Origin of the sequence: Streptomyces sp. ADI95-16 (assembly GCF_003721495.1) — a bacterium.
Taxonomy (GTDB): Bacteria; Actinomycetota; Actinomycetes; order Streptomycetales; family Streptomycetaceae; genus Streptomyces; species Streptomyces goshikiensis.
Map to the genome: position 1 here is coordinate 6,482,762 of NZ_CP033581.1, position 24,766 is coordinate 6,507,527.

At 73.4% G+C, this 24,766-nt stretch carries 19 protein-coding genes, 1 tRNA gene and 1 pseudogene; 7 read left to right on the forward strand and 14 right to left on the reverse strand.

Annotated features, from left to right (window positions below; all coding sequences use genetic code 11):
* Nucleotides 1-16 precede the first annotated feature (16 nt).
* The 5 genes from EES41_RS28950 to EES41_RS28970 all read right to left on the reverse strand — a co-directional run bounded on the left by EES41_RS28950 (nucleotide 17) and on the right by EES41_RS28970 (nucleotide 7,778).
* Nucleotides 17-787 carry an ABC transporter ATP-binding protein gene (locus EES41_RS28950; RefSeq protein ID WP_123080966.1) on the reverse strand — a complete coding sequence of 257 codons (771 nt, stop codon included), beginning with the start codon at nucleotides 785-787 and terminating at the stop codon, nucleotides 17-19.
* Nucleotides 784-3,570, reverse strand: a complete 2,787-nt coding sequence (locus EES41_RS28955; protein ID WP_123080967.1) for an ATP-binding cassette domain-containing protein — start codon at nucleotides 3,568-3,570, stop codon at nucleotides 784-786. Before EES41_RS28955 ends, EES41_RS28950 begins: the two co-directional genes overlap by 4 nt.
* Before the next feature lie 19 nt (nucleotides 3,571-3,589).
* Nucleotides 3,590-4,855: an ABC transporter substrate-binding protein gene (locus tag EES41_RS28960; RefSeq protein ID WP_123080968.1), complete on the reverse strand. Its 1,266-nt coding sequence runs from the start codon at nucleotides 4,853-4,855 to the stop codon at nucleotides 3,590-3,592.
* A gap of 123 nt (nucleotides 4,856-4,978) precedes the next feature.
* The gene (locus EES41_RS28965; RefSeq protein ID WP_250569764.1) at nucleotides 4,979-6,805 is read right to left on the reverse strand and encodes a long-chain fatty acid--CoA ligase; all 1,827 of its coding nucleotides are present in this window, start codon (nucleotides 6,803-6,805) and stop codon (nucleotides 4,979-4,981) included.
* 121 nt (nucleotides 6,806-6,926) lie between these two features.
* The gene (locus EES41_RS28970; RefSeq protein ID WP_123080969.1) at nucleotides 6,927-7,778 is read right to left on the reverse strand and encodes a LysR substrate-binding domain-containing protein; all 852 of its coding nucleotides are present in this window, start codon (nucleotides 7,776-7,778) and stop codon (nucleotides 6,927-6,929) included.
* Between the two features lie 315 nt (nucleotides 7,779-8,093).
* On the opposite strand from EES41_RS28970, the gene EES41_RS28975 reads away from it, so the two are divergent.
* Both EES41_RS28975 and EES41_RS28980 read left to right on the forward strand, forming a co-directional pair.
* The gene (locus EES41_RS28975; protein ID WP_123082754.1) at nucleotides 8,094-9,149 is read left to right on the forward strand and encodes a bile acid:sodium symporter family protein; all 1,056 of its coding nucleotides are present in this window, start codon (nucleotides 8,094-8,096) and stop codon (nucleotides 9,147-9,149) included.
* Between the two features lie 9 nt (nucleotides 9,150-9,158).
* Nucleotides 9,159-9,590 carry a hypothetical protein gene (locus EES41_RS28980; RefSeq protein WP_107082531.1) on the forward strand — a complete coding sequence of 144 codons (432 nt, stop codon included), beginning with the start codon at nucleotides 9,159-9,161 and terminating at the stop codon, nucleotides 9,588-9,590.
* 75 nt (nucleotides 9,591-9,665) lie between these two features.
* On the opposite strand, the gene fdhD is transcribed toward EES41_RS28980, so the two are convergent.
* Nucleotides 9,666-10,493: a formate dehydrogenase accessory sulfurtransferase FdhD gene (gene fdhD, locus EES41_RS28985; RefSeq protein ID WP_123082755.1), complete on the reverse strand. Its 828-nt coding sequence runs from the start codon at nucleotides 10,491-10,493 to the stop codon at nucleotides 9,666-9,668.
* A gap of 217 nt (nucleotides 10,494-10,710) precedes the next feature.
* Between fdhD and EES41_RS28990 the strand changes: the two genes are divergently transcribed.
* A complete protein-coding gene (locus tag EES41_RS28990) occupies nucleotides 10,711-11,652 on the forward strand; it encodes a beta-ketoacyl-ACP synthase III (protein WP_123080970.1) in 942 nt (313 codons plus the stop codon).
* Between the two features lie 172 nt (nucleotides 11,653-11,824).
* Nucleotides 11,825-11,909 (forward strand) — tRNA-Leu (locus EES41_RS28995).
* A 104-nt stretch (nucleotides 11,910-12,013) separates the two neighbouring features.
* Here EES41_RS28995 and EES41_RS29000 read toward each other — a convergent pair.
* The 5 genes from EES41_RS29000 to EES41_RS43890 form a co-directional block, all read right to left on the reverse strand.
* On the reverse strand, nucleotides 12,014-12,664 hold the full coding sequence (locus EES41_RS29000) for a hypothetical protein (RefSeq protein WP_254211596.1): 651 nt from the start codon (nucleotides 12,662-12,664) through the stop codon (nucleotides 12,014-12,016).
* Between the two features lie 184 nt (nucleotides 12,665-12,848).
* Nucleotides 12,849-13,754, reverse strand: coding sequence for an aldo/keto reductase (locus tag EES41_RS29005; protein ID WP_123080972.1), 906 nt, complete (start codon nucleotides 13,752-13,754; stop codon nucleotides 12,849-12,851).
* On the reverse strand, nucleotides 13,751-14,938 hold the full coding sequence (locus EES41_RS29010) for a cupin domain-containing protein (protein WP_123080973.1): 1,188 nt from the start codon (nucleotides 14,936-14,938) through the stop codon (nucleotides 13,751-13,753). The genes EES41_RS29005 and EES41_RS29010 overlap by 4 nt, the downstream gene beginning before the upstream one ends.
* Nucleotides 14,939-14,952: 14 nt before the next feature.
* Nucleotides 14,953-15,090 (reverse strand): hypothetical protein, encoded by a 138-nt coding sequence (locus EES41_RS41620; protein WP_164495966.1) that lies wholly within the window; start codon nucleotides 15,088-15,090, stop codon nucleotides 14,953-14,955.
* Nucleotides 15,091-15,167: 77 nt separating this feature from the next.
* Nucleotides 15,168-15,290: a hypothetical protein gene (locus EES41_RS43890; RefSeq protein ID WP_302186170.1), complete on the reverse strand. Its 123-nt coding sequence runs from the start codon at nucleotides 15,288-15,290 to the stop codon at nucleotides 15,168-15,170.
* 424 nt (nucleotides 15,291-15,714) lie between these two features.
* Here EES41_RS43890 and EES41_RS29020 point away from each other — a divergent pair, with 424 nt between their 5' ends.
* Both EES41_RS29020 and EES41_RS29025 read left to right on the forward strand, forming a co-directional pair.
* Nucleotides 15,715-16,971 carry a helix-turn-helix domain-containing protein gene (locus EES41_RS29020; protein ID WP_123080974.1) on the forward strand — a complete coding sequence of 419 codons (1,257 nt, stop codon included), beginning with the start codon at nucleotides 15,715-15,717 and terminating at the stop codon, nucleotides 16,969-16,971.
* Between the two features lie 14 nt (nucleotides 16,972-16,985).
* On the forward strand, nucleotides 16,986-17,345 hold the full coding sequence (locus EES41_RS29025) for a hypothetical protein (protein ID WP_123080975.1): 360 nt from the start codon (nucleotides 16,986-16,988) through the stop codon (nucleotides 17,343-17,345).
* A gap of 115 nt (nucleotides 17,346-17,460) precedes the next feature.
* Here the strand turns inward: EES41_RS29025 and EES41_RS29030 are convergent, their stop codons facing one another.
* Together EES41_RS29030 and EES41_RS29035 are read right to left on the reverse strand one after the other, a co-directional pair.
* On the reverse strand, nucleotides 17,461-20,547 hold the full coding sequence (locus tag EES41_RS29030; RefSeq protein ID WP_123080976.1) for an NACHT domain-containing NTPase: 3,087 nt from the start codon (nucleotides 20,545-20,547) through the stop codon (nucleotides 17,461-17,463).
* A 110-nt stretch (nucleotides 20,548-20,657) separates the two neighbouring features.
* The gene (locus EES41_RS29035; protein WP_123080977.1) at nucleotides 20,658-21,263 is read right to left on the reverse strand and encodes a hypothetical protein; all 606 of its coding nucleotides are present in this window, start codon (nucleotides 21,261-21,263) and stop codon (nucleotides 20,658-20,660) included.
* Nucleotides 21,264-21,409: 146 nt separating this feature from the next.
* Here EES41_RS29035 and EES41_RS29040 point away from each other — a divergent pair, with 146 nt between their 5' ends.
* Nucleotides 21,410-23,149, forward strand: a complete 1,740-nt coding sequence (locus tag EES41_RS29040; RefSeq protein WP_302186171.1) for a serine/threonine-protein kinase — start codon at nucleotides 21,410-21,412, stop codon at nucleotides 23,147-23,149.
* Nucleotides 23,150-23,506: 357 nt separating this feature from the next.
* Here the strand turns inward: EES41_RS29040 and EES41_RS43195 are convergent.
* Nucleotides 23,507-24,253: pseudogene (locus EES41_RS43195) on the reverse strand (IclR family transcriptional regulator C-terminal domain-containing protein); the annotation flags it as partial.
* Between the last annotated feature and the right edge of the window lie 513 nt (nucleotides 24,254-24,766).

The window sequence follows — 24,766 nt, forward strand, 5'->3', positions numbered from 1 at the left end:
CGGGCCCGGGACTTGGTCACCCGGCGCCCAGATACGCCTTCCGCACCAGCGGGTCCGCCCGGACCTCCGCCGCCGTCCCCTCGGCGAGGACCGCGCCGAGGTCCAGTACGACCACGCGCGCGCAGAGCCCCATCACGAAGGCCACGTCGTGCTCGACCAGCAGCACCGCGCACCCCTCCCCGGCCAGTTCCCGCACCACACCGGCCAGTTGCTCCCGCTCGGGCGCCGACATGCCCGACGCGGGCTCGTCCAGCAGCAGCACCCGCGGCGGATCGGCCACCGCGCGCGCCAGCTCCACCATCCGGGCCCGGCCCACCGGCAGCCCGCCCGCGTACGAGGCCCCGAGCGGCCCGATCCCGCAGTCGTCCAGCACCCGCGCCCCCCGCTCCCGGCGCTCCCGTTCCCGGCGGCGCCGGGCCGGCGAGGCGAGCAGGTCGGCGGCGAGACCGCCTCCGCCGCCCCGCCACTCCTGCGCGACGAGCACGTTGTCCGCCACGCTGAGCTGCCCGAACAGCTGCTGCCGCTGGAACGTCCGGCGCATCCCGTGCCGGGCCCGCCACACCGGGGAGCGGCGGGTGATGTCGGTCCCGTCCAGCAGGATCCGCCCCCGGTCCGGGCGGCGGATCCCGGACAGCACGTCGAACAGGGTGGTCTTCCCCGCCCCGTTCGGCCCGATCAGCCCGCACACCTCCCCGGCCCGGAGCCCGAGCCCCACCCCGGTCAGCGCCCTGACCCCGCCGAAGCGGACGCCGACGCCGCTCGCCTCCAGTACGTACGGCTCGCTCATGTCGCCCTCCCCAGGTAGGCCTCGGTCAGCCGGTCCTCCTCCACCTCGGCCCGCGGGCCGCACCAGGACACCCGGCCCCGCGACAGGTACGCGACGGTGTCGGCGACCCCGAGGATCCCGGCCGCCTTCTCCTCCACCAGCAGCAGCGCGGTCCCGGCGGCGCGGAGCTCGGTGAGCAGCGCGTACACCTCCGCCACCACGCGCGGGGCCAGCCCGAGCGAAGGCTCGTCCGCGATCAGCACCTCTGGCGGCCGCCGGAGCAGCGGCGCGAGGGCCAGCATCTGCTGCTCCCCGCCCGACAGCGCCCCCGCGGCCACCCCGCGCCGCTCCCGCAGGTGCGGGAACCGCTCGTAGACGGCGTCCCGGGCCCGCGCGTCCGGCAGGCAGAGCGCCAGGTTCTCCTCGACGGTGAGGGAGGGGAAGACGCCCCGTCCCTCGGGCGCGAGCACCAACCCGCCCCGCGCACGCCGTACCGCGCCGTCCCCGGTCACCACCCGTCCCCGTACGAGGACCTCGCCCCCGGTGACGGGCACCAGCCCGGCGGCGACCCGGCACGCGGTGCTCTTCCCGGCCCCGTTGGGCCCGAGCACGGCCAGGATCTCCCCGCGCCGCACGCTCAGGTCCACCCCGCGCAGTACGAGCCCCCCGTCGTACCCGGCCCACACCCCCCGCAGCTCCAGGGCGGGAACCCCCGGCCCCGAGGACCCCGGGCCGGCCCCCCGCGAACCGGGAAGGGCCGCTCCGCCCGAGCCCGCTCCGCCCGAGCCGGCTCCGCCCGAGCCGCCCCCAGCCGAGCCGGCCCCGGCCGGGCTGGCTCCGGTCGAGCCGGCTCCGCCCGAGCCGGCCCCGGTCGGGCCGGGCCCGGCCTCCGCGGCTCCGGCGCGCCGCTTGGCCGCCCGCACCGCGAGGGCGGCGCAGTACCCGTCCGGATCGTTGGCCAGCGCCAGCCCCGCCAGCCCGAACAGAATCACCGGCAGGTGCGCCGAAGCCGTCACGTAGTCCGCCATCAGCCGCGGCGCGACGGCGAACACCAGCCCCGCCACCACCGCGTACTGCGGCCGCCGCACCCCCGCCGCCACCACCACCGCCAGCCACACCAGCCCCGTCATCGCCGTGAAGTCCGTCGCGGTGACACGGGTGTTGTACGACGCGTACAACACGCCCCCGAACCCGGCCAGCCCCGCCGACAGCGTGAACAGCAGCAGCTTCGTCCGCAGCACGGACACCCCCGACGCCATCGCCGCCGCCGGCGCCGACCGGACGGCCAGCATCGCCCGCCCCGACGGGGAGCCCCGCAGCACGCTCAGCCCGGCGGCCACCAGAGCGACGAGGAGCACCAGGGCCACTCCGAGCGCCCGGTCGTCGGAGAGGTCCACCGGGCCGATCACCGGCCGCGGCACCGGCCACCCCGCGTCCCCGTTGCGCAGCCACCGCAGCTGGAACAGGACCTGGTCGGCGAGGAAGGCCAGCGCCAGCGTCGCCAGGGCGAGCGAGCGCCCGCCCAGCCGCAGCGCCGGCAGGGCGACCAGCGCCCCCAGCACGGCGGCCGCGCAGGTCCCGACCACCAGCGCCGCCACGAACGGCCAGCCCCGGCTCATCAGCAGCCCCGCCACCAGCGCGGCCCCCGTCACGAAGGTGGCCTGCGCCAGCGAGACCATCGCCCCGAGCCCGGTCACCACCGTGAAGGACATGAACACCAGTCCGATCGCCAGCCCCTGCGCCAGCAGCCCGCTCCAGAACGGCGTGGTGACGGTGTAGAACGCGACGCACAGCGCCCCCGCGAGCACCGCCCACACCCCCCACCGCCGCGCCCACGACGCCCCCGCCAGATGATCGACCGGCGGTGCGTCGGCCGCCGCCGTCCCCGCCGTCCGGGCCCTGCGCGTCAGCACCAGCAGCCCGCCGAACAGGATCAGGAACGGCACCGCTGTCCGGAATCCGGTGATCCGCTCGGCGAAGGAGGCGTACCCGGCGACGAGGTTCTGCAGCACGCCCAGCCCCAGCCCGCCCGCGAACGCGAGCGGCACCGACGCGAAGCGCCCGATGACCGCCGCCGTCGCCGACACGAACAGGAACAGGGTGAAGTCGTGCGCCGACAGCCCCAGCAGCGGGGTCGCCAGCACCCCCGCCAGCCCGGCCAGGCCCGACGCGATCATCCAGGCCACCGATGACAGCCGGTCGGCGCTGATCCCGCGCAGCTCGGTCAGCGAGCGGTCGTCGACGGCCGCCCGCAGCCGCAGCCCCAGCCGGGTGTGCCGCAGCAGCACCCACAGGGCCACGGCCACCAGCGCCGTCGCCACCCAGGTGATCAGCTGGTCGGAGTCGACGCCGACCCCCTCCGTGAGCTGCCAGGACCGCGCGGGGCTCGGCCCCACGCCCGGCAGCCCGAACTGGTTCTCCGCCGGTTTCACGGGCGCGCCCGCGTCCGCCAGGAGCTCCACCGCCCACAGTCCGGCCGCCGGCAGCGCCACCAGCAGCCCGATGGTGGCGACGATCTGGGCGCTCTCCCCGACCCGGGCCAGCCGGCGGAACATCAGCCGGTCCAGGGCCCAGCCGAGGCCGGGCGCAAGTACCAGGACGACCAGCAGCGCCGCCGGGACGGCGGGCCAGCCCAGCCCTGAGTGCACCTCGTAGAAGACCAGCGCACACAGGTAGGCCGTGGCCCCGTGGGCGAAGTTGAACAGCCCGGAGGCCGAGTACGAGAGTACGAGCCCGGTGGCGAGCAGTGCGTACAGGGCGCCGGAGACCAGGCCGCTCAGGGCGATGACGAGCAGATCCTCCATGCCGCTCCCCTTACCCGGGCTACTTGAAGGGGACGGGTTCGTAGCACTTGAAGGGGACGGAGACCTCGTATGCCCCGTCCTTCAGCCGGACCAGCGCTCCGCAGCCGAAGCTCTCCTTCTGGCCCTTGGGCTCCGCGCGGTCGCCGACGAGCGTGCCGGTGTCGGAGAAGCTCTGGGCGGCGTTCTGGAAGTGGGCGACGGTGAGGTCCTTGCCCGCCTTCAGGGCGATCGACACGAACAGGTCCGCCGACATGTACCCGGTCAGCATGTGCATGTTCAGGGGGACTTCGCGGCCGCCCGAGGCCGCCTTGATGTCCGCCTTGAACTGGTCCATCCGCGGGTTCGCGGACTCGAAGGGCTCGAACTGGAGCAGGACGTGCACCCCGTCGAGGGCTTGCCTGGTGGTGTCCTTGGCGAGCAGGGCCGGGTCGTAGTCGGTCGGGTCGGAGAGCAGCCCCCGGTACCCAGCGCGCTTGAGGGCGGTGAACAGCCCGATGTTGTTGGGGGTCTGCATAACCGAGACGACGGCGTCCGGGGCCTTGCCCCCGTCGCCGGCGAGGATGTCCTTCACGTACGCGGACCAGTCGCTCGGCACGGCCGTGGCGGGAACGGAGGCCTTGGCGTAGGCGACCTCGAAGCCGGCGCCGGCGAAGCCCTGCTGGAAGGTGCGGATCCCGAACTTCCCGGCGTCGCTGTCGTTGGCGATGATCGCGACCGACTTGCCCTTCGCACCGCCGAGGACCTGGCCGATGCCCTCGGGCCAGGTCTGGTTGAGGGTGCCGCCGGGGGAGGGGACCAGGCAGCCGTTGAAACCGTAGACGTACCGGGGCCCGCAGAAGGAGGGCAGGGTGCCCCAGCCGAAGGTGGGCACCTTCTCCTGCTCCAGGAAGTCGGCGCCGGAGAAGGTGACCGAGCTCATCGGGGCGACCGCGAAGACCTTGTCCTGCTGGACGAGCTTGCGGGCGGCCGCCAGGTTCTTGCCGGGGTCCTGGCCGTCGTCCTCGGCGCCGACGTAGTCGATCGTGCGGCCGTTGATCCCGCCCTCGGCGTTGGCCCTCAGGTACCGGGCCCGCGCCCCGAGGTCGGTGTCCTTCTTGCTGTAGCCGCTCGCGCTGGTCATGGAGACGATGCCGCCGACCTTGATCGAGCGGGCGCTCACCCCTCGGGTGGCCGCCGCCGCGTCGCCGGGCTTGCCCGGCAGGGAGCCGCCGGAGGCGGAGTTGCAGGCGCAGACGAGGGCGAGCGCCGCCGCGGCGGCGGCCAGGGCGCGGATCGGTCGCAACATGGGTGGGATCCCCTCCGGTCGGAATCCCCGCATTCTGTGCGTGAGCTGACGCACCGTCAATATTCCTGACACGGCGATTTGACGATCCGTCAGGAATGGCGAGTGGTGGCCCGGAGGGGCGCGTCAGGACTGGTAGAGGGCGGCGACCTCCTTCGCGTACGCCTTCTCGATCGCCCCGCGCTTCAGCTTCAACGAGGGCGTCAGCAGCCCCCGTTCCTCCGAGAACTGCTCGGCCAGCACCCGGAACGTACGGATCGCCTCGGCCTGCGAGACCAGCGTGTTCGCCGCCACCACCGCCCGGCGCACCTCCGCCGTCAGATCCGGGTCGTGCACCAGGTCCGCCGCCGCCAGCTGCTGCCGCCCCCGCATCGACAGCCAGTGCGCGACCCCCTCCATGTCCAGGGTCACCAGCGCCGCTATGTACGGCCGGTCGTTGCCCACCAGCACGCACTGCGCCACCAGCGGATGCGACCGCACCCGCTCCTCCAGGGCCGCCGGCGCCACGCTCTTGCCGTTGGAGGTCACCAGGATCTCCTTCTTGCGCCCGGTGATCGTGAGGTACCCGTCCTCGTCCAGCCGCCCCAGGTCCCCCGTCGCCAGCCAGCCGCCGCGCAGCACCACCTCCGAGGAACGCGGGTCGTTGAGGTACCCCGAGAAGATGTGACCGCCGTGCAGCCAGACCTCCCCGTCATCGGCGATGTGCACCGTGCTGCCCGGGATCGGCCGCCCGACCGTGCCGTACTTCGTCGCCCCCGGCGGATTCGCCGTCGCCGCCGCGCAGGACTCCGTCAGCCCGTACCCCTCGAACACCGTGATCCCCGCGCCGTCGAAGAACAGCCCGAGCCGGCGCGCCATCGCGGACCCGCCCGACATCGCGTGCCGCACCCGGCCGCCCATCGCCTCGCGGACCTTCCCGTACACCAGCTTCTCGAACAGCTGGTGCTCCATCCGCAACGCCGCCGAGGGCCCCGGCCCGGTACCGAACGCCTTCTGCTCCCGCGCCTCGGCGTACCGAACCGCCGTCTCCACCGCCCGGTCGAAGGCACCCGTACGCCCCTCCACCTCGGCCTTGCGCCGCGCCGCCGCGAACACCTTCTCGAAGACGTACGGCACCCCGAGCACGAACGTCGGCCGGAACGCCGCCAGATCCGGCAGCAGCTCGGCCGCCGCCAGCACCGGCTGGTGCCCCAGCTTGACCCGCGCCCGGACCGCCGCCACCTCCACCATCCGGCCGAAGACGTGCGCGAGGGGGAGGAAGAGCAGCGTGGACGGCTGCTCGCCGGGCCCGGCCTGGAACACCGACTCCCAGCAGTTCACCAGCGTGTCCGCCTCGAACATGAAATTGCCGTGCGAGAGCACACAGCCCTTGGGGCGGCCCGTGGTGCCGGAGGTGTAGATGACGGTGGCCGTCGAATCCGGGGTCACCGCACTGCGATGGCGGTGCACCACCCCCTCCGCGACCCCGCGCCCCGACTCGACCAGGTCCGCCACCGCCCCGGCGTCGAGCTGCCAGAGCCGGCGCAGCTGGGGGAGCCGCTCGATGACCGAGCCGACGGTCATCGCCTGGTCCTCGTCCTCGACGACGCAGCCGACGCAGGACGAGTCGTAGAGGATCCAGTGGACCTGCTCGACCGACGACGTCGGATACACGGGGACCGGCTGGGCGCCGACGGCCCACAGCGCGAAGTCGAAGAGCGTCCACTCGTACCGGGTACGGGACATCACCGCCACCCGGTCCCCGAACCGCACGCCCTGGGCCAGCAGGCCCTTCGCCAGCGCCAGCACCTCGGCGGCCAGCTCGCCGGAGGTGACGTCCAGCCAGCGGCCGTCCGTCTTGCGGCCGAGGACCACCCGGTCCGGATCCTGCGCGGCGTGGTCGAACACGACGTCGGCCAGCCCTCCGACCGGCGCGGCCGTGATCACGGGTGGCACGGTTACCTCGCGCAACATCCCGCTCCTCTCCGTGTCGGCGCCGCGACGCTACCCCACGCGCAGGGCCGGCCGGGACCGCTTCGGAAACCTCCACAGGATCCCCTCGGATTTCACCGCCCGGGACGGCTCGGACCGCAGGTCAGGCGGGCCGGCTGAGGCGATCGCCGCCCGAGAGGACCGCGGCCGCCAGGGCCTCGGAGGCCGGGGTCGGGCGGCCGCCCTGGAGGAGGGCGAACTCCACCGGCCCCAGCTCCGGCAGCCCGCCCACCCGGACCAGCCCCGGCGGGATCAGCCCCCGGGTGTGCGCCATCACGCCCAGACCGGCGCGGGCCGCCGCGATCAGGCCGCTCAGGCTGCCGCTCGTACAGGCGATCCGCCAGGCCCGGCCCTCCCGCTCCAGGACCTCCAGCGCGCGGGCCCGGGTGATCCCCGGCGGCGGGAACACGATCAGCGGGACCGGCCGCTCCGGATCCACCCGCAGCCCCTGCGCCCCGATCCACACCATCCGGTCCCGCCACACCAGCCGGCCCCGCTCGTCGCCCGGGCCGCGCCGCTTGGCCAGCACCAGGTCCAGACGGCCCGCGTCCAGCCGCTCGTGCAGGACCCCCGACAGCTCGACCGACAGCTCCAGGTCCACCTCGGGGTGCTCGTGCCGGAAGCCCTCCAGGACCTCCGGGAGCCGGGTCAGGACGAAGTCCTCCGACGCGCCGAACCGGAGGCGGCCGCGCAGCCGGGTCCCGGTGAAGAAGGCGGCGGCCCGCTCGTGCGCCTCCAGAATGGTCCGCGCGAAGCCGAGCAGCGCCTCGCCGTCCTCCGTCAGCTCCACGGAATGCGTGTCGCGGAGGAACAGCGGCCGCCCGGTCGCCTCCTCCAGCCGGCGCACGTGCTGGCTGACGGTGGACTGCCGCACCCCGAGCCGCCCGGCGGCCTGCGTGAAGCTGAGCGTCTGGGCGACGGTGAGGAACGTGCGCAGCTGAACGGGGTCGTACATGGCGCCATGCTAGGGCAATTGTTATCGCGAATGCCGATGGCAGTGAGCACGGCATGCGTCTTTCCCGATCACCACGCCCCGGGCACGATGAAGCGACACCGCACGAGAAGGCACCCGCACATGCGCCGCACCCGCCCGACCCGAACCGTCCCGCCGGGCCCGCCGGCCGCCCCGCGGGGCACCGGCTCCGCCTCGCGGGGCACCGGCTCCGCCCCGTCGGGCCCGCCGGCCGCCCCGTCGGGCACCGGCTCCGCCCCGCGGGGCACCGGCTCCGCCCCGCCGGGCGGCTGGCGGGGGGTGGTGGACCCGTACGTGATGGCGCTGCTCGGGACCGTCGGCGTCGCCGCGCTGCTGCCCGCCCGCGGGGCCGGCGCGGACGTGGCCGACGCGGGGGCGACCGGCGCCGTGGCCCTGCTGTTCTTCCTCTACGGCGCCCGGCTCTCCGCCCGCGAGGCCCTCGACGGACTGCGCCACTGGCGGCTGCACCTCACCGTGCTCGGCTGTACCTTCCTGCTCTTCCCCCTCCTCGGCCTCGCCGCCCGCGGCCTCGTCCCCACCCTCCTCACGCCCCCGCTCTACGCCGGCCTGCTCTTCCTCTGCCTGGTCCCCTCGACCGTCCAGTCCTCGATCGCCTTCACCTCGATCGCCCGCGGCAACGTGCCCGCCGCGATCTGTGCCGGCTCCTTCTCCTCCCTCGCCGGCATCGTCCTCACCCCGCTCCTCGCCGCCGCACTGCTCGGCGCCGACGCGGGTGGCTTCTCGCCCGGATCCCTGGCCGAGATCGTCCTCCAGCTCCTGCTGCCGTTCCTCCTCGGCCAGGTCCTGCGCCGCTGGATCGCGGCCTTCCTGGCCCGCCACAAGAAGGTGCTCGGCCTCGTCGACCGCGGCTCGATCCTGCTCGTCGTCTACACCGCCTTCAGCGCGGGCATGGCCGCCGGCATCTGGCACCAGGTCAGCCTCCCGCGCCTGGGCGCCCTGCTGCTGGTGGAGGCCGTACTCCTCGCTGTCATGCTCCTGGCCAGCTGGTACGGGGCCGGCCGCCTCGGATTCGACCGCGCCGACCGGATCGCCATCCAGTTCGCGGGGTCGAAGAAGAGCCTCGCCGCCGGACTTCCCATGGCGAGCGTGCTGTTCGGGGCGCAGGCGAGCCTGGCCGTGCTCCCGCTGATGCTGTTCCACCAGATGCAGCTGATGGTCTGCGCGGCCCTGGCCCGCCACCGGGCACGCGACGCGGACCGGGACCGCGACCGCGACGCGGACCGGGACCGCGACCGGGGCTCCGCGCCCGCGCCCGCCGTGCCTCAACGCGCCCCCGGTCATGTGGCGGAGGTCTCGCCCGCGCCCCAACACCCCGCCGCCCGGGCCCGGTAACGTGCGTCGGTGACCTGGATACGCCCGCTCGCCGCGCACGCCGAACGCCCCTGCACCCTGGTGGTGTGCAGGGGCTGCTGCTGTGGCGACCCCCGCAAGAACCCCGGCACCGACCACGCCGGGCAACTGGCCCGGCTGCGCGAGGCCGCGGCCGCGTCCGGGGGCCGGCTGGCCGTCCGTACGAGCGACTGCCTCGGCCCCTGCTCCCAGGCCAACGTCATCGTGGTCCAGCCCACCTCCGAGGCCCGGCGCCGCGGCGCCCGCGCGGCCTGGTTCGGCTGGGCCCTCGACGACACCGCGACCGACGAGATCATCGCCTGGGCGGAATCCGGCGGCCCCGGCTCCAGCCCGCTCCCCGACACCCTCGGCCTGCACCGCATCGACCCGCCGGAGCCCAAGCCGAGGGCGGACACCCCGCGCCGCGCCCGCCGGGGGCGCTGAGCCGGGCGGTGTTGATCCGGGCGGTGTTGATCCGGCGGCCGCGCCGAGCCGGGCGGCTCGGCGCGGCGCCCCGCGTCAGAGGGTGACGCGCTCCTCGCCCGCGTAGATGTTCATGTCGGGCCCGCGCAGGAACCCGATCAGCGTCAGCCCCGTCTCCAGCGCCAGGTCCACCGCCAGCGACGACGGCGCGGAAACGGCCGCCAGTACCGGGATCCCGGCCATCACGGCCTTCTGTGCCAGCTCGAAGGACGCCCGCCCCGACACCAGCAGCACACCGCCGGCCAGCGGCAGCCGCCCGGCCTGGAGCGCCCGCCCCACGATCTTGTCCACCGCGTTGTGCCGCCCCACGTCCTCCCGTACGTCGAGCAGCTCGCCCTCCGCCGTGAACAGCCCGGCGGCGTGCAGCCCGCCGGTCCGGTCGAACACCTTCTGGGCCGCGCGCAGCCGGTCCGGCAGCTGACCGAGGAGCGCCGCGGAGACCCGTACCGGATCGGCGGCGATCCCCGCGAACCGGGTCGCCGTACGCACCGCGTCCAGGCTCGCCTTTCCGCACAGCCCGCAGGAGGAGGTGGTGTAGACGTTCCGCTCCAGCGAGATGTCCGGGACGGGCACACCGGGCGCGAGCTGTACGTTGACGACGTTGTACGTGTTCGAGCCGTCCTCGGCGGCGCCCTCGCAGTACGTCACGGCCCGGACCTCCGCGGCCGAGGCGAGCACGCCCTCGCTCACCAGGAAGCCCACGGCGAGCGCGAAGTCGTCACCCGGGGTTCGCATCGTGATCGCCAGCGGTTTGCCGTTCAGCCGGATCTCCAGCGGCTCCTCGGCGACCAGGGTGTCCGGCCGGGTCCCGGCCACGCCGCCCCGGATCCTCACGACACGCCGGCGTTCGGTGACCCGTCCCATGGCGATCAGCCCACCCGTTCTCTGCTCGTCGCGCACCTCGTCGTGCACCTGACGAGCACATTCTCCCGGATGGGCGCGCGTAGATGCCCCCGGCAGCGAGTTGCTCGGAATTCTCCAAATTCCGGGGCAGGAATCCTGTCGGGTCACTCACACCCGTACCCACCGGTAGCAGGCCAAGCTGGTTAGTCCTGACCACCGACAAAGGGGGACCCTGCCCATGACCGGTTCACGCGTGGTGGCGCTCGGGCACTACCAGCCCGCCAAAGTGCTGACCAACGAGGACCTCGCGGCCATGGTCGACACCAACGACGAGTGGATCCGGTCCCGCGTCGGCATCAAGACGCGCCACATCGCGGGGCCCGAGGAGCCGGTCGACGAGCTGGCCTTCCAGGCCGCCGGCAAGGCACTCGCGAACGCCGGTCTGAGCCCCGACGACATCGACCTCGTGCTGGTGGCCACCTCCACCGCCATCGACCGCTCCCCGAACATGGCCGCCCGAGTCGCCGCCAAGCTCGGCATGAGCAGCGCCCCCGCGCTCATGGACATCAACGTCGTCTGCTCGGGCTTCACGCACGCCCTCGCCACCGCCGACCACGCGATCCGGTCCGGCTCCGCCACCCGCGCGCTGGTCATCGGCTCCGACAAGATGACCGAGATCACCGACTGGACCGACCGCACCACCTGCGTCCTCACCGGCGACGGGGCGGGCGCCGCCGTGGTCGAGGCCAGCGAAGAGCCCGGCATCGGCCCGGTCCTGTGGGGCTCCGTGCCCGAGATGGGCCACGTGGTCCGCATCGAGGGCACACCGCCGGTCTTCGCGCAGGAGGGCCAGTCCGTCTACCGCTGGACCACCAGCCAGCTCCCGGCGCTCGCCCGCAAGGCCTGCGAGAAGGCCGGGATCACCCCGGAGGAACTGGCCGGGGTGATCCTCCACCAGGCGAACCTCCGGATCATCGAGCCGCTCGCGAACAAGATCGGCGCCGTCAACGCGGTCGTCGCCCGCGATGTCGTCGACTCCGGCAACACCTCGGCCGGCAGCATCCCGATGGCCCTGTCCAAGCTGGTCGAGCGCGGCGAGATCCCCTCCGGCGCCCCGGTCCTGCTCTTCGGTTTCGGCGGCAACCTCTCGTACGCGGGCCAGGTCATCCGCTGCCCGTAGCGGCGGACCGCACCACCAGGCGAGACGCCCCGTCTCGCGATGGCATACGACGCATGCGTGCAGGTCAGCGCGGCCGCGTCGAAGCCCCCCGGCCCGATTACCTGGTCGGAACCACCCCCAACCTTTGCTATTGTTGTCCATGTCGCCGCGGGAAACCGGGGCCGACCACCTGGTCCGGGTGGCGGAATGGCAGACGCGCTAGCTTGAGGTGCTAGTGCCCTTTATCGGGCGTGGGGGTTCAAGTCCCCCCTCGGACACAAAAGCGAGAACCCCACTTCGGTGGGGTTCTTTGCGTTTCCGGGCCCGGCCCCGCGACTGCTGCGCGATGCCGGGCCCCCAGCTGTTGTCATTCCACGGTCTGTCAGGTGCTGACCTCCGAGTGCGCCGGCGCCGGTGGCCGAACGCCCGTGAGCGACTCCGCGCGAGCGAGTAGGCGCGGGGCCAGGTCCGGATACCAGCCACGGGCGACGGCTTGCAGCATCTCCGCCAGGGCCGCGAGTTCTCCGATTCGGCCGGCAGGCGTGTCCAGGACCGAAGCGAACTCCTTCCGGATGCGCTCCGCCACCTCGGGAACGAGCAGGCTGTTGGCATGGAGGAGACCCGCGTCGTAGCCGTAGGGCACCAGGCCCCACCGTTCCCAGTCCAGCAGGGTCAGGGGCACGGTCGTGAGGTTGCCCCAGTGCAGGTCACCGTGACCGGTCACCCGCTTCACCTTGGCCGGGGCCGGGATGCCGAGGAATTGGGGGAAGGCATGTTCGATCCACCCGTCCCGGACAGTGACCTTCACTCCCTCCGCCTCAGTGAGCAGGGCCAGGGCTCGGCGCAGGTCGGCCCACCACTCGTCAGGCAACTGGGGATCGTGGTCCAGGTCGGCCCGCTCTGGAGATACGACGGGGTGCGTCACGTGGTCGAGGACCTCGGCCTCGAAGGCCCACTCGCCGTCAGCCCAGTCGTGTACCTCGTACAGGCGCGGTCGCGGGACAGCGTCAGGCACCAGCAAGGAGGCCCCCACGATGCCCTCCCCCTGTTTCCTGCCCGCGTTCCTCTTGGCGGTCCGGCCGACCCGTAGCCACCGGTCCCCTGCCTGCCGACCGAGGGTGACACCCTGGAACCCCCATGTCGGCGGACCCGTGCACGTGAGACCCAGCGCATTGGCCGCCCGGTCGTGAGCGGCCTCCATCAGGGTCTGTACGTCCTCATTCGGCGGCGAGTTCATCGGTCACCCTTCTCAGTTCCTCGGCCGTCAGGGGAGCAGCCAGAGCCTTCGCCGCATCGTCCCAGTGCTCGCGCGTGCTCGCGGAAGTCAGTACGACATCGAGACCGGGGCACGATCCGGCAGCCAGCAGGGCAGCGGCGGCGGCCGACAGGCCGGGGCGGATGAAGTCCACCAGTTCGGGTGTCATGGCCTCCAGCAGTTCGCCACCGTGCAGAGGAGCGGAGCCGAACGTGATCAGCCCCGCGTCCTTCGCCTGCACCAGCGGTCCGCCGCCGTCGAGCGCCTGTCTGATCAGGTCGTCCATGACCAGGCTGACGGGCATCTGCAACGCCGTGAAGTGGTGCTCGGCGGAGCCCGCCGCCTGTCGGGCGAGCGCGAGCAACTCGGGAACCGTGAACGCTTCGGAGGTCAGGCCCGTCCAGGTGGCGACGCCGTACCCGCCGATCCTGCCCGCATGGGCGAACTCTTCCAACGCCGTGAAGGCTTCCCGCACACGCCAGTGCAGAGCGGCATGGTCAAGGCCGTGCGAGTGGTGCTCGGGGTTGTGCACGAACATCAGGTCCACGCGGCCGAGTGTGGTCAACGAACGCTCCGTCTGCCAGCGAACGAAGCCCGGTTCGAGGCTGTGTCGACTAGCCGTCTCTTCCCGGGTGAGCGTGCCCTCAGCCAGGGCGGTGCGGCCTTGCTCTTCCGTGAAGAACCCCGTCTTCGTAGCCACGCGCACGCTCGGGTACTCCCCAAGAACCGGGCGCAGTTCCTCATGCGCGCGGCCATGGGCGTAGTTGGGTGCCGTGTCCACCCAGGGGCTACCGGCAGCCAGGGCGGTGCGTGCCGCCTGGCTGACGGCACGCACGCGGTATGTCCCCAGGGAGAGAAAGGCGCTCACAGCGCGGTCCCTACGACTGCGACGGCATGGCCCTCGATGAGGGCGGAGACCAACTCGGCCACGTCTTTGATCTCCAGTCCGGCGGAGCCGGCCATCTCGCCGAGAGTGGTCGGCTGACCGGTCAGCAGCGTGCCGAGGACGGGCGCGGCCGACTCGGCGAAGTCCCAGGCGGTACCGGCCGCCGAGAACGTAACCGTGCTGTGGGCACGGTTCACGGTCAGACGGCCCCGAGGGGCGGTCAACTTCACCGTGATCTCCGGACGTGCGGGCAGCCCGTCCACGTAGGGCAGCGAGGGGATCGCGTGCCCCAAGTCGGTCGTGTCGATCGACTCAGCCCACCGCTCCACCAACCGGGGATCGGCCAGCTCGTTCAGCACCTCACCACGTAGCGCGGCGATGAAGTGGGAGTGCTCGCTCAGTGAGGCGAACCGCGGGATGTCCCTGCGCAGTGCGAGGGACGATCGGAGCTGATCGACGACCCAGAGCATGAGGTCCGCGCCCGTGTGCGGGACCATGCCGAACGTCAGGTGCAGCGACTCCGTCCCCTGGTCGGCTGTGACCGCGTGCCACCAGCCGCGCGGTAGGTAGAGCACATCACCGGGAGCGAGAATGATGTCCGCCACCGGGTCGCCCTCGGGCCTCTCCGGCGACTCCACGTCCCGGAAGGTCGGAGCCTCACGGGTGGAGCCGTGCAAGCGCCAGCGCTTCGAGCCGTGAACCTGCACTACCACCACATCGTGGTCGTCCCAGTGCAGGCCGAAGCCCTCGCGATCAGTCCAGGACGCGTACGCGTTGGCCTGTACGGACGTGCCGAGGAACCGTTCAAGACCTTCGGCAGCCGAACCCACCGCCGGGTGGATCTTCTCGACCGCGTCGAGGACCAGCGACGCACCGTCCTTGAGCTGGGCGTGGAAGTCGGCCGGCTGGATGCGGGACCAGGTCACCGCGCGGCGGTTCGTGGTCGGGATCGCGTAGCGGTGAAGGGGGACCATCTCGCCGTCGGCCGACAGGCGCAGCCGGGGCGGCTCCAGTCGCTGCGTGGCGATGATCCGGTTGAGGTCGCCCCAGGAGAACAGGCCCGCCGTGTCGGCGGTGCCGGGGAAGTGCGCGTAGGAGCGGTGGTACGTCTGGGCGAGGAACGTGTCCCCGCCCAGACGCCCCGCCCACGAGGCTGCATCAAGCATCGTGGGCAGCCCCGCTAGTCGTTGCCGTCGGAACGGCCGCTACTGACGTCGGACTCCTGCTCGGCGCGGGTGCGCGCGGCGACGATCTTCCGCTTCGCGACGAGCAGGCCACCCCCCTCGGGGGCCGCCGAACCGATGTTCTCTTCCACCATCGGACATACCTCTCTACTCGGGAACACCCGCCGGGAATCCGGCGGGAGGAACGGGAGGGCGGCAGCCTTCGAGGCAGCTACCGCGTCGCAAGGGCTCCGGCGAGGAACACGGCCGAGCCGCCGAGGACCATGGCCAGGTAGAGCGGGCCTGAGTACCGGCCGAAGCGGCGCAGCACCCGGTTCCGTAAGCCAGACCTCACGCCGTCCTCGGCTCGATGTCAGCCGGGCGGAGCGACGTGGCGGACAGCGACTGGTGGCCCGTGCAGCGGGCGCACCCGCAGGGCGGGTATCGCCCCGGGTCGGACAGGATGACGAATGCGTCACCCTCCTGGACGCTGGTGCTCTGCTGCCAGGTGCGACCCGAGTCGCGGGATACCCGAAGGGTCATGAGAACGCGGCGGTCAGCTCCGAGGTCATGAGACTGGGCGGAACCGAAACCATCGCGCGCCATGCCGTTCTCCGTTGCCACGTCCGCACCCTTCCGCAGGTTTGCCCCGTGCCCGTTTGCGACAACACCAAGGAAAGCGCGGGGAGTCCGAGCCCTCCACGGCATCAATGCGGCACTCTTGACGCACATCCGTGCACGGGAGCGCCGTGGGTTCAGGCCAGGGGAAGCGGGGCGTCATGGGACTGGCGGAACGGCGCAAGACCCTGGGTTACAGTCAGGAGAAATTGGCCGAGTTACTTGGCGTGGACCGCACAACGGTCGGACGCTGGGAGAGCGGCAAGATCGCACCGCAGCCGCCTCAGCGGCCAGGCTTGGCAGCCGCCCTCGAAGTGAGCCTTCAAGAGCTGGACGCCCTTCTGACACAGCCGCGAGCCGCAAGCCGGACGGCCAGATGCCAGCAGCCCAGTGACCACCCGAGTGCGGGAGACCCAGACGAAGTGATCCGCCGCGAATTCCTCCGCATCCTCACCGTCAGCGGGGCGCTGACCGCCTTGCCGCTGGACGAGGCGGAAGCCCTCTCCGACGGGGTCTTCAGGGGCGCACCCGGTGACTTCGCGCGGATGAACGGTCACCTCTGGCAGGTCTACCAACTGGCCCGGTCAAAGGGGTCCGTCTACCCCGTCGTCCGCGACCAACTGACCACCCTGAACGAAGCCCTCGCGGCCGACACCCGAGGCAACTCCCGCCCGCTCCTGAGCGCGGCAGCCGACCTCTTCCAACTGGCCGGGGAAGTTGCGTTCGACGCGAACCGGTACACCGACGCTGCTGCCTCCTATGCCCTCGCGGCATCCGTCAGCAGGGACGCCGGAGCCTACGACCTGTGGGCGTGCGCACTCGTCCGGCACGCCTACGTGGACATGTCGCAACGGCGCTACCGGCAGGCGGCCCAGGTCCTGGGAGCCGCGGAGCGGCTGGCCGAGCGAGGTGACGGCGCCCTCGCCACGCGGTACTGGGTCGCCGCCGTCCAGGCGGAGGCGTACGCCGGCCTGGGCGACCTCACCGCATGCGAGCGCGCCTTGGACCAGGCGGAGCACGTCATGGGCCTGAGCGCGGGCAGCACCAACGGCGGGTGGCTGCGGTTCGACGGGACGCGGCTGGCCGAGGAACGGGGAGCACGCTACGTCCAGCTCGGACGGCTCGACCTGGCGGAGGAAGCCTTGAGGCGGGCACTGGAGCAGACCGCCCTTGCCTCCAGGCAGTCCTACCGACGGCGCGGCGCCGTCCTTGCCGACCTCGCCGTCATCGGCGCCAAACGGCGCGACCCCGAACACGTCGTCGCGTACGGCCGGGAAGCCCTCCGCCTGGCCCAAGCCTCTTCCTCCGGATACGTCGCCCGTAGACTCCGGACCCTGTGCGACGAGTTCGGCCCCCTGAGCAGGGACCACCGCGTAGCGGAGCTGGGGGCGGAGATCGCCGCGCTCAGCACGCCATGACGAGAGGGGTTGGCATGTCGCAGACCGAGGGCGCCCGGGTGTTCCGCGAAGCCTGGATCGCGGGAGTGCACCAGCACTTCCCGGGGGAGCCGAAGGCCGGGTACGTGACGCCTTGGGACGACACCCCGCATTGGGAGCGCGAGGCCGCTGGCTCGGTCTACGACCAGGTCCGGCAGTTCATCGAGATCAGCGGCGGGCACGCATCGAGGCTGTCCCGCGAGCAGAAGAGCCGGTTCGTCGCGACGTGCTGGACCGCTCAGATGTTCAAGCACTTCGAGGACCCCAAGCCGGGGTACGTGGCCGACTGGCCCGACCTGCCGAAGTGGCAGCAGGAGACCGACGCCGACATCTTCGAGGCCATCGAGAAAGCCTGACCGAGCGGGCGAGGTCGCCAGGCTGGTGCCCGAGTGGAGAGTTCAAGTCCCCCCTCGGACACAAAAGCGAGAACCCCACTTCGGTGGGGTTCTTTGCGTTGGGGCGCTGCGCCGGTCAGTGGAGGACGTGTACGTCCACGGTGGAGGGCATGGCGTCCTTCCCGTGGACACGGTCGGTTCCCACCATGACGCGCGCCCGCCGGAGGTCCCGCAGTCCGGCCAGCGGGGTGATGTCGAGGTCCGTGTCCGGCGCCAGCTGACCCGCCATATTGACGGACCGCAGCTTGGGGAAGGCGCGGGGGAGCAGGTGGAGGGCCGCTTGTGCGGTCCGGCCGTCGTCGGTCAGGAGGGCCAGTTCGGTGACCTCCGTGAACACCGCGGTGGCGGGCAGGGTCGCGAACACGGTGGTTTGCATCGTCATCGCGCAGAGCGCGGGCAGGGCGCACAGCCTCTGCCAGTCATCGGCCGAGGGGATGGAGGGGCTGACGAGCGCGAGGTATTCGAGGGCCCGCAGACGCGTCACCGGATCCAGGTCGATCTCGGCTCCGGTGTCGATCTCCATGGCCCAGATGGGCAGTGCGGAGAGGGCGGAGAGGTCCGTGAGGGCGGGGCAGCTGCGGAGCCTGAGTACCTCCAGTCCGGTCTGCTCCGCCAGGAATCCCAGGTCCGTCACCGTGTCGTGGGTGAGGGTGAGTTCGCACAGGCTGGTGCGGGAGACGAAGGAGGCGAGCGCCGGGAGGGAGACGCCGGGCCTGACGTCCAGGCGGCCCGGCCGTAGTCCGAGGCGGTCCAGGTGGTGCAGCTGGGCATCGGCCGTGACCGTGTAGTCCAGACCGGACGGGTCCAGGAGCGCGATGATCTCGTCGGCGTACCGGGCGGTGTCGAAGCGGGACCAGGACCAGAGCAGCTGGGAGCGGACGTCCAGCGAGGCGTGCCTGGCGAAGCGGGACAGGAAGGACAGCGCGCCTTCCGACTTCACGTGCGAGGCGGCGATGGTCACCTGGAGGGCCGTGGCGTCGTCGAGACCCTCCGGGCCCGGCAGCAGGTCCAGGACCAGCGGGCCGACCTCCGCCAGGGCGCGGGCCTCCTCCTCGTCCCTCGGCGGGATCAGGGTGGCCGTGCGCTCCTCCACCGCCTCGCGCACGGCCGGGTCGAGGGTCGTCGCGTGTTCCAGGCAGGCCGCTGCCAGCAGGTAGACCCGGGCCTTCGTCCGCCCGCCCCCGTCGGCGTCGCCGATGGCCAGCAGGTCCCGCAGGATCGCCACGCGCTCCGCGGGGCGGGCGAGGGCGACCGCCATGCGGATGACGTCCTCCCACTGGTCGTCGGCCGCGTGCCGGCCGAGCAGCCCGAAGTCGCCCTCCTCCACGGCGGCCCGCGCCCCGAGGAAGTCCTGGAAAGTGCGGTGGACGAACTCCACCGTGCCGGGCACCGGCTCGCGGAGCAGCCCGCTGCGCTGGAGGAAGTGCTCGAACACGGCCGGCGCGGCGCCGAGGGCCGCCGCCTCGGGGACCGCGGGCAGCGCCCGGCCGACGATGTCCTGAGCCCGCGCCCGGTCCATCCCGGTACGGCCGTTCTTGATCAGCCAGTACGCGAGCCGTTGCAGCAGGTCGAGCTGCGGCTCCTCCCGGAGGTCCGGAACGGCCATGTCCCGCTCGCGGTCGCGACGGCTCAGCAGCATCGAGAGCGCGGCCTCGTACAGGTCCTTGCGGCCGTGCGGGAGGTAGCCCCGCCGGTCCCGGTGCAGCGCGCAGATCAGGCCGCACATCAGCGGGTTGGTCGCCAGCCGGCCGAGGTCCGGTTTGGTCCGGACCGCGCCGAGCAACTGGCCCTCGTACGCGTCGAGGCCGGCCGTGTCGCGGCCCTCGGCCCGCGCGGCGTCGTGCCAGCGCCTGATGAAGGTCGCGATGTCGGCGGGACCCATCGCGGACAGCGTCAGCTCGGCGAACCCGTCCTCCGCGAGCCAGTCCTGCCCCACGGCCGACGGGCGGGACGTCACCAGCCACCGGTTGTCGCCGTCGTACGTGTCGGTCAGCTCCCGCAGCCAGCGCCGGACCCGCGCCCGCTCCGGGTCGGGGATCTCGTCGATGCCGTCGATCAGGACCAGGCCGCGCCCCGCCGCGAGGACCCGGTGCTCCCAGCCCGCCGGCTGGGCGCCGGCGAGCGGGCAGTCGGTCGCGGCGAGGAAGTCCCTGGGGGCGGGCAGGCGTTCGCCGCCCCGCGTGAGCGTGCGCAGGGGGAGGACGAAGGGGACGCGGCCGTGCAGGTACGCCGGCTGCCCGGTCCCCGTCCCCGTCCTCGTCCGGCGGGCGGCCGTGACGGCCAGCCACTGCACGAGGGTGGTCTTCCCCGAGCCGGCCTCGCCCCGCAGGAGCACCCGGCGGTCGTGCGCCAGGACCTGGTCCGCGGCCCGGGGCCCGGCCGGACGCGGGTGCGCGTCCCGGTAGGGGGCGGTGGGATCGGGGCTCGGCCGGCGCGCCGTCGCCCGCGCGGGCACCGGCGGGGCCGCCTCCAGGCTCAGGTACGCCACGTCCAGCGGCCACCGGGTGGGGGAGTGGGCGAGGTCGATCCCGTAGATCGTGAGCGTGCCGTGCCTCCTGGCCAGGTAGGGCAGGTACTCGGCCTCGAACGCGGCGTCCGCGCCCTCGGGGAGCGGGCTGCGGCGGATCAGCTCGTCCGTCTTGGCCGTCAACTCGCCGATCCCGCGCGACTGTTCGACCAGCGCTCGGGCCACGAAGGTCGAGCGCTGCGTGAAGAAGTGCAGGATCTGGTCGGCGGCGGCGTCGAGCAGCCGCGCGTGGAAGTACGTGGCGTCGGCGCCGAGATGGCGCTCCGGGTTCCCGCTCGCGCGGCGCAGCTCGCGCACGAACTCGGCGCGCCCGAGGCGGACGGCGTCCACGTCCGTGAGCGTGAGGTCGCCGAGGGCGTGGAGCGTGGTGGCGAGGGCGTCGACGACGGCCTGTTCCTCGTCGGCCGGTACGGGGCGTTCGCCCGCGGCGACGGCCCGTCGGACGAGGGTGGCGGCGAGGCCGCGGACGTCCGCCTCGGTGAGCGAGCGCTTCTCGCCCCGGAACGAGACGTACGAGGAGATCCGGACCGGCTCGTCGACGAGCCCGGCGCCCGGGCCCTCGGCGGCGAAGACCTTCCTGATCAACGGGCCGATGACGGCCGAGGCCAGTCGGGTACCGATGGTGATGGGTTCCACGTCAGCCCCCCGGAGCCGTCAGCGATGCCCTCTAGATCCTAGGCCCCGGAGGCCCCGGAGGTTCGGGACGCCCCCGGCCGGTGGGCGGAGGCGTCCCAGCTCCTTCTTTCCTACTGCACCGCCCACTTCAGCGGTTCCTTGTAGTAGCCCCGCGAGAAGGTGACGAACGCGGCCGGCTTGCCCTCGGGCACCAGGTACGACGCGCACCGCGTGTGGTCGTCGCCCTTCTTCCACTCGGCGGCGGGGGCGTCGTCCTCGCAGCCGGCCGGCTTGCTGGTCAAGTCCTGGCCCATCATCAGCAGGCGGGTGACCGGTACGTCGTCGGCGGTGCGCACGCCCACGTCCGACATCACCATGGCGCCGGTCATCGGCGCGTCCCCGTCGACGAGCTTGGCGTTGACGTACACCCAGACCGGCACCCAGCCCTTGTACTTCTCGTCCTTCAGCTCGTCCAGGTCCGAGGCCTTGCCCACGACCACCCGCTGCGCGGTGATGGTGAACTTGCCCGTCTTTCCGTTGTGGGTGAGCTCCGTCGTCTGCGTGCTCGGCTCGCCGAGGCGCAGCGTCTTCACGGGAGCCTCGGAGGCCTTGGACGCCTTCGCCCCGTCCCCCTCGCCCGCGAATGGCCCGCACGCGGCCAGAAGCAGTGCGGCGAGCGCGATCGCGGCGGTGCGCGCGGAGCGTCGCATGGTCGTGGCCCTGGTGTGCGTCAGCACGTAAATCCCCTCGGTGATCTGTGTTTCCCGGGTCCCGGCGCGGCAGAAAAGCCGCCGGGGCCCGGACGAACACTCTCATGAGCCACCGACACGGCCCCTGACGTGTGCGGCATCATGGCCATGGAACGGGCCGAGGGGGAGCGAACGTGTCGCAGGACGAGCCGGGCAACAGCAAACTGATCGCCGGGCGTTACCGTCTGGGGAAGCGGCTGGGCAGGGGCGGCATGGGCACCGTCTGGCGCGCCACCGACGAACTCCTCGGACGCCCGGTCGCCGTCAAGGAGCTCCACGTCGACGGCGGTACGGAGGCCACCAAGGCGCTGCGGGAGGCGCGTACCGTCGCCCAGGTCAAGCATCCGCACGTCGTCGTCGTCCACGACGTCGTGGAGCACGAGGGGCACCCCTTCATCGTCATGGAGCTCGTGGAGGGCGGCTCGCTCGCCGACCGGCTCGCCACCGAGGGCCCGTTGAGCGTCGGCGACACCGCCCGTACCGGGCTCGCCCTGCTCGGCGCGCTGACCGCGGCCCACGACCGTGGGGTCCTGCACCGCGACGTCAAACCCGCCAACGTACTGATGGAGGCGGGCAGCGAACGCGTGGTGCTCACCGACTTCGGCATCGCCAGCCTCGTCGGATCCACCACCATCAGCGAGACCGGCGCCTTCGTCGGCTCGCCCGAGTACACCTCGCCCGAGCGCATGCAGGGCGCCGCCGCCGGACCCTCCTGCGACCTGTGGTCGCTCGGGGCGCTGCTGTGCGCCGCGCTGACCGGCGAGTCGCCCTTCCACCGGGACTCGCTCGGCGGGGTGCTGCACGCCGTCGTGTACGACGAGATCCGGCCGCCCGCGCAGGCGGGGCCGCTGGCCCCGGTCATCCGCGGCCTGCTGGAACGCGACCCGGAGCGGCGGCTGGCGGCGGCCGAGGCGGGGCGGCTGCTCACGGCGTACGTGACCACCGGGCGGGTCCCGCTGGTGGAACGCGCCCCCGGGCCGCCCCCGCCGCCCGTGTCGTCCGCTCCTACTCCGCCTACTCCGCCGACCCCGCCGCCCGGGCCGCTTCCGGCCGGCCGGACGCCTCCCGGGTACGCGCCGACCGAGCACTCGGTCCCGTCCACCGGACCCGCGGCGGCCGGACCCCGCCCTGCCCGCCCCGCCGCGCTGCGGGTGGGGCTGGTGGCCGCGCTGGTCGTCGCGGCCGTCGTCGGCGCCGTCGCCGTGACCTCCTACCTCGGCGACCGCCCGGCGGCCGGCCGGGCCGCCGGGACCGCCACCGCCCCGGCCACCCCCGGGACCCCCTCGGCCTCGGGCGCGGCGCCCGCCTCGCCGGCCGCCGCGACCCCCGGCGCGAGCGCCCCGCCCACCGCCGACGCCAAGCCCGCCGACACCCGCCCCCCGACGGCGGCCGCCCCGCCGCCCGCCGCCCGTACCGTCGCGGCCGAGCCCGCGCCCGCCGGGTACCGGAGCGTGACCGACCGCCAGGGCTTCCGCATCACCGTCCCCGTCGGCTACCAGCGCTCCACCGACGACCGGCGGGTCTTCTACGTGTCCCCGGACGGGGCCTTCCGCATCGGCATCAAGGTCGACCCGGCGGCGGCCGACGGCCCGCTCGGCGCGATGCGGCGCTCCGACGCGAACGGCGCGGACACCAACCCGGGCTTCCGCGACCACTCCGTCGTCGCGACGACGCACAACGGACGGCCCGCCGCCCTCTGGGAGTTCACCTGGAACGGTTTCAGCGCCGCCGAGGGCCCCCGGCACACCTTCGACGTCTGCTGGGACGAGAACGGCCGCATGTACGACGTCTGGGTGTCGGCGCCCGTCGGCCGGCTCGCCGAGGCCCGCAGCCACTTCGACACCGCCCTGGACTCCTTCGTACCGGCCGGCTGACCCGGCCGGGGTTCAGGTGGTGCCCAGGACCACCAGGCCGTCCGGGGTCGGCAGGCTCCCCGGGCGGAGCGGGGCGAAGGTGTGCGGCAGCGCGAGCCGGGGCTGCCCGCCGCCGGCCTCCGGGACGGCGTCGAACAGGTAGGCCGCCGCCGTCGCCGGGTCGCTGACCAGGTGCGGCCCCCCGGGCGCGGGGGCGCTCGCCCGGGTGAGGGGGGTACGGAACAGCCTGCGCAGATGCCGCAGGGTCTCCGGGGTGACCCCGGCCGGCCGGGGAACCGGTGCGGGCGCCGCCACCGGGGTGTCCGCGGGGGCCTTCGCCGGGCCCCCCGCCCCGACCTCCGGCGGGATCGTGCCCGTCAGCAGCAGTGCCAGCAGCACCGGCACGGCTTTTCGGCGCAGCGCTTCCGTGGCGTGCCGCAGGCGGTGCGCGTGCGGCACGGGCAGGGACAGCGCGAGACACGCGGCGGCGTTCCCGATGGTGAGGGGCACCGCCGAGCAGACGACGCCGGGGGAGTACTCCCGCAGGTCGAAGACGGGGGCGCCCGGAGCCACCGCGTCGAGGGCGCTGAACAGGGTCCGGCTGTCGGTGATCGTGCGCGGGGTGAGCCGGGCCGGGCGGTGCCGGGCCACGTGGTCGGCCCGGCCGTCGTGGTCGAGCTGCGTCAGCAGGCACTTCCCGACGGCGCTCGCGTGCGCGGCCGCCCGGAAGTCCACCCACTCCCGCACCGGCGGGGTCCCGGGCCCGTCGGCCATCTGGGTGATCAGCACCTCGCCCTCCGCGTACCGGCTGAGGTACACGGCTGCGCCCGCGCTGTCCCGGGCCAGGGCCAGGGTGCGCTGGAGCTGGCCCGCCAGACCCCGGCCGCCGGGAGCGGCGAGCCGGTCCAGGGCGGGCCCCCGGCCGAAGGCGCCCGCGCCCAGCGGGTCCGCGTACTCCTCCTCGCACAGCATCGCCAGCAACGGCCGTAACTCCGGCCCGGCGAGCCCCGCCTCCCGCCCCAGCTGGGCGGCCCGCACGCCCAGCGGGTGCCGTTCCAGTACGCGTACGACGGCCAGCGCGCGGCGTGCCTGCGCCAGCGCCTCGGTGCCGTGGGCCGGCGGGATGCACCCGCGCGCGGCGGCCGTCAGCGCCGGATGCCGCAGCGGGGCGAGGGCGAGGAGGAGGGGCAGGGGGCGGGGGAGGGCGGGCGCGGGCGCGGGGCGGCCCGGCCGCATCGCCGGGACCCCGACGGTCGCCGGCGGCCCGGCCGGCGGTGGTGGGGGGTGGAACGCGCCCAGCACCCCCGCCAGCCCCGGTCTCGGCAGCGGCACCGGTCCCACGTCGGGATCGTCGAGCTGGTCCACGTACCGCAGGACGGCGGCCTGCGCGCACAGCCGGACCTCCCGCAGGTCGCGCGGTCCGCCGGGCCGGAACCCGCGTCGGCCGAGCTCGCGCGCCCAGACGCCGGCGTCGTGGTGCTCGCCACGGCGGGAGTGGTCGAGGAAGAGGCAGTACGCGGCGTGCGCGGTCCGGGGGCCGCCCGACCCGGCGGCGAACTGCCACCAGAACCGGGAGCCCTCGCGCAGCCCCGCGAGGTGCAGGAGGCAGCCGAAGACCACGGCGCCGGCCAGGTCGGT

Excerpts from the sequence above, each read along its gene's own strand:
- EES41_RS28950 (WP_123080966.1), bottom strand. The coding sequence starts at position 787 with ATGAGCGAGCCGTACGTACTGGAGGCGAGCGGCGTCGGCGTCCGCTTC.
- EES41_RS28955 (WP_123080967.1), bottom strand. The coding sequence starts at position 3,570 with ATGGAGGATCTGCTCGTCATCGCCCTGAGCGGCCTGGTCTCCGGCGCC.
- EES41_RS28960 (WP_123080968.1), bottom strand. The coding sequence starts at position 4,855 with ATGTTGCGACCGATCCGCGCCCTGGCCGCCGCCGCGGCGGCGCTCGCC.
- EES41_RS28965 (WP_250569764.1), bottom strand. The coding sequence starts at position 6,805 with ATGTTGCGCGAGGTAACCGTGCCACCCGTGATCACGGCCGCGCCGGTC.
- EES41_RS28970 (WP_123080969.1), bottom strand. The coding sequence starts at position 7,778 with ATGTACGACCCCGTTCAGCTGCGCACGTTCCTCACCGTCGCCCAGACG.
- EES41_RS28975 (WP_123082754.1), top strand. The coding sequence starts at position 8,094 with ATGGCGCTGCTCGGGACCGTCGGCGTCGCCGCGCTGCTGCCCGCCCGC.
- fdhD (WP_123082755.1), bottom strand. The coding sequence starts at position 10,493 with ATGGGACGGGTCACCGAACGCCGGCGTGTCGTGAGGATCCGGGGCGGC.
- EES41_RS28990 (WP_123080970.1), top strand. The coding sequence starts at position 10,711 with ATGACCGGTTCACGCGTGGTGGCGCTCGGGCACTACCAGCCCGCCAAA.
- EES41_RS29010 (WP_123080973.1), bottom strand. The coding sequence starts at position 14,938 with ATGCTTGATGCAGCCTCGTGGGCGGGGCGTCTGGGCGGGGACACGTTC.
- EES41_RS41620 (WP_164495966.1), bottom strand. The coding sequence starts at position 15,090 with ATGGTGGAAGAGAACATCGGTTCGGCGGCCCCCGAGGGGGGTGGCCTG.
- EES41_RS29020 (WP_123080974.1), top strand. The coding sequence starts at position 15,715 with ATGGGACTGGCGGAACGGCGCAAGACCCTGGGTTACAGTCAGGAGAAA.
- EES41_RS29025 (WP_123080975.1), top strand. The coding sequence starts at position 16,986 with ATGTCGCAGACCGAGGGCGCCCGGGTGTTCCGCGAAGCCTGGATCGCG.